We start from the raw sequence: 255 nt of genomic DNA on the forward strand, positions 1-255 counted from the left end.
GACGAGCACGACCGCGTTGACAACCCGCCCGTGTTCGCGGACCTTCATGCTCAGCGCGTCGGCGGCCACGAACGTGAACGGCCCCGACTCGCCCAGCGGGCGAGTGCGAAACGCCGCGACCTGCGTGTCGAGGTCGGCGGCCATCCGCGAGACCTGCGATTTCGACAACGAGCTGATCCCCAGCGACTGCACCAGCTTGTCCATCCGGCGCGTCGAGACGCCCAGCAGATAGCAGGTCGCGACCACGCTGACCAT

At 67.8% G+C, this 255-nt stretch carries 1 protein-coding gene; it reads right to left on the bottom strand.

The features are described 5' to 3' along the window. Positions 1 to 255, bottom strand: a 255-nt coding sequence (locus tag HH310_RS43040; protein ID WP_211193349.1) for a transposase, incomplete at both ends; no start/stop codon positions are given.

Source organism: Actinoplanes sp. TBRC 11911 (assembly GCF_012933445.1).
In the GTDB taxonomy this organism is placed as follows: domain Bacteria; phylum Actinomycetota; class Actinomycetes; order Mycobacteriales; family Micromonosporaceae; genus Actinoplanes.